We start from the raw sequence: 3,135 nt of genomic DNA, 5'->3' as shown, positions 1-3,135 counted from the left end.
GTATCATCCAACATCAGCTCTGACCGTCAATCAGCCTTTTGTTCTCAACATGTTCTCTCAAAAGCCCAAATATGCAGCTTCGGGCCAGCCAGGCCTTGTAGAAGTCATCGATGGTCAGGGCATCTATGTCGGACGCCCCTATCTCACTATCGCAGCCGATGTTGCAACAAGCGCGATTATTGGCTTCTGCCTGACCCTTGAGCAGCCCTCACGCCTGTCGGTCGCCCTCTGTCTTGCGCAGGCGATGTGCCGCAAGGAGGACTGGCTGGCAGCGCGCGACATCAATCATTCCTGGCCGATGTTTGGTCGCCCGAAGAAGGTCGTCGTGGATTCTGCCAGGGAATTCAGAAGCACCAGTTTCATCCGGGGTTGTGCCGAGTACGGCATTGTAATTCAAAGCCGGAACAAGGGGACCGTCCATCGTGGCGGGGTTGTCGAGCGGCTTCTCGGCAAAGTGAATACGGTGCTGCGCTCCCTGCCTGGCAAGACCGGGCGTTCCATCGCGGATCGGGGTGAGTACCTGTCCGAAGACCGTGCGAGGCTCAACTTTGCAGACCTCGAACGCTGTATCGCGCTGGCGATTATCGATCACAATCTTAGCCAGAATGAACGCAAGCTGACGGTCCCGACCAAGGAATGGGAACGAAAATGCCGTCAGCCGGATGGCCCAGAAGACAACCCTTTCGACGTTCTGCTCAGCTTTCTCCCGAACAAGACACGCAGGATTTCACCTCAAGGTGTCAGCCTGTTTGCCAACGACTATTTCGATCCATGGTTGGGCCCATTAGTCGCCCGCCGTGATCGATCGGATGCTCTCGATGTTCGTTATGATCCTCGGGACATGAGCCACATCTACATCAAGGATCCCGATACAGGAGCTTGGCGCCCTGTGGGGCGGCGGGATGGACTGCTTGAGGCGGTCACCTTCTGGCAGCACAGGGCCGAGAGAAACCGAGCGCGCGAAACCGGCCGGCGCCCGATTGAGGAGAAGACCGCGATCCGCCGTGAAATCGCGGCGACGGTGGATGCCTCGGCATCGAAGAAGCAAAGGCTGAAGGAAATCGCACGGGCCAGGCATGCGGCTCATGCGCCGAAACCCTACCAGAGCCTCACTTCTTCCCCGACGCCAATCAGCGAAACGCCTGACCCTGAGCGCCCGCGCCGCGTCTTTCCGGTTGAGGATTGGTGAAATGACTGATCACCTCCTGGACTCCGCCGCATCACTTCTCGATGCCGGTGACGCGTGCCGCATCGACCATATCCGGACGGCCCGTTGGATCAGCCATCCGGTTGCAAGTCGCGCCCATAACGCCATGCGTCTGCTGCTTGATCGGCCTGTAACATTGCGCCCCAGAGGGCTCTTGCTGACGGGCCCCTATCACAATGGCAAGACAATGATCGCCGAACGCTTCGCGATTGAACATTTGCGTCAGTCAGAACGTCAAAGGATCTGGGTGATCCAGACCCGAGAAGGTGCCGGACTGTCTCACTTCTATGCCAGCATTCTTGCCGGGTTGCGCGCACCTCAGGCATCTGGCTGGCGAAGCCTGTCGCGCGCGGGCGAGCAGGTGGATCACTTGCTGGACAGCCTGAAACCCCGCGTGCTCATCTTCGATGAGTTCCACAGCGCCTTGCGCGGGCGGCGCCAGGATGTGAAAGCGATCTTCTCGTTTATGCGTCGTATCGCACGTGTCCACGACATCTCGCCCGTATTGGTCGGCGAGGTCGCGGTCTACGATGCAGTGCACGACACCGAGGAAATGGGATCGCGGTTCGATACGATCCCTATTTCCAGATGGGCGTATGACGAGGATTTCGCGACGCTCCTCGATAGTCTTGAGACCAGCATGCCTCTCGCCCGCGCCTCGAACCTGTCGCGACCGCCACTGGCTGAGATCATCCATGAATTGTCAGAGGGCTTGATCGGAGAGGTCGTCGATATCGTGAGCAACGCAGCTATCACGGCGATAAGGACCGGCGAGGAACACATTTCTGAAGCGACCATCACCTCTCTCGGTTACACGCCCCTGTCGAAACGCCGAAATGCGCCTTTGCGCCGCGAAATGATGTGACCCAGTCTGCGTCCGAGATCACAGTCACACCTGCGCGCGACTACGGCAATGAGGTGGGGCAAGGCTGGCCCGTCGTCGTTCCACCGGCACCCGGAGAGCTGCTGTCGAGCTGGCTGCACAGGCTGGCCATGGCCAATGGAATTCCACCTCAATATTTTGGGCGGGTTCTGGATGTCGCAGGTGGAGATTGGTCTGCAAAGCTTGACCGAGACCTTCCCGGGCGAGTCCTTGATCTCCTGGTCGAGCGAACCGGATTGCCCGCCGAGGACATTGATGGCCTGGCTTTGCACCGCGACCCACTGGCCCGGTTGCGATTGCGGCAGATCACAGGATCAGGAGATGCCCGCACATCGACCGCTCGGGTCAATCGCCTGCAATATTGCCCGGCATGCCTAAAAGAGGATCGCGCACCGTTCTTCCGGCGCGGCTGGAGCCTGGCGACGCGCGTTTCCTGCTTTCGGCATGGATGCCGCTTGCGCGATCACTGCCCTGCCTGCGGCCGAAGTGTCGCGTTGCCCTTAATTCTGAGACGCGGCGCGTTTGACGACAATTTTTGCCCTTAATTGCGAGATTCGGCTTTCGTCGGGCCTGTGCTTCTTGCGCGCCTTTGCGCAATATGATCAACCGCAACAAGCAGACGTGGCTCTTTCTCGAAGGCGCGCAATAGAGCAACCCTTGCATAGTCGTCGATGCCGGAGCTTGAGATGGCCGCTTTGACCAGCGGACGTGATCGGGCGGCATCAATGGCAGCAAGGCCGAACAGCCTCACTTCTGGTTTGTGGCTCTGAAGAGCGTATGCCGGATCTCCGCGGAAGGCCTTTAATGATATGGCAAAGGTGACCGCGCGCATTGCGCGCCGAAGTTGCCTGAGACTGCGTAATCGCGCGGCGTATTCAAGCCGCGCTGCGCCGTGGCGCGCACGATTTATCAGCTTTTCGGGCATCTGTTCACCACCGTCCTTGCCGAGCGTCTGCACAAGTCTCGTCCCGCAAACCTGACAGTCAAATGCCCAGGCCCGCCTCCAATGCCTGAGCGAAAGGCCCTCTCGGGAGCATTGCAGACA

Annotated in this window: 4 protein-coding genes; 3 read left to right on the top strand and 1 reads right to left on the bottom strand. The window is 59.2% G+C overall.

Annotated elements, in window-relative coordinates:
• The 3 genes from C8N42_RS21045 to C8N42_RS22255 form a co-directional block, all read left to right on the top strand.
• Positions 1 to 1,189, top strand: a 1,189-nt coding sequence (locus C8N42_RS21045; protein ID WP_170109399.1) for a Mu transposase C-terminal domain-containing protein, incomplete at its 5' end; no start/stop codon positions are given.
• Position 1,190: 1 nt separating this feature from the next.
• Positions 1,191 to 2,072, top strand: a complete 882-nt coding sequence (locus C8N42_RS21040; RefSeq protein WP_107818340.1) for a TniB family NTP-binding protein — start codon at positions 1,191 to 1,193, stop codon at positions 2,070 to 2,072.
• Entirely contained in the window at positions 2,069 to 2,635 is a 567-nt protein-coding gene (locus C8N42_RS22255) for a TniQ family protein (RefSeq protein ID WP_107818338.1), read from the top strand. Before C8N42_RS21040 ends, C8N42_RS22255 begins: the two co-directional genes overlap by 4 nt.
• Here the strand turns inward: C8N42_RS22255 and C8N42_RS21030 are convergent.
• Positions 2,632 to 3,048, bottom strand: a complete 417-nt coding sequence (locus C8N42_RS21030) for a hypothetical protein (protein ID WP_245890335.1) — start codon at positions 3,046 to 3,048, stop codon at positions 2,632 to 2,634. The genes C8N42_RS22255 and C8N42_RS21030 overlap by 4 nt on opposite strands.
• Positions 3,049 to 3,135: the final 87 nt, after the last annotated feature.

This window comes from Celeribacter persicus (assembly GCF_003050785.1).
Lineage (GTDB): Bacteria > Pseudomonadota > Alphaproteobacteria > Rhodobacterales > Rhodobacteraceae > Celeribacter > Celeribacter persicus.
This window is presented reverse-complemented; position numbering and strand designations above follow the sequence as displayed.

What these genes read in the sequence shown, in the direction of transcription:
- C8N42_RS21040 (WP_107818340.1), top strand. Translation starts at nt 1,191, where the DNA reads ATGACTGATCACCTCCTGGACTCCGCCGCATCACTTCTCGATGCCGGT.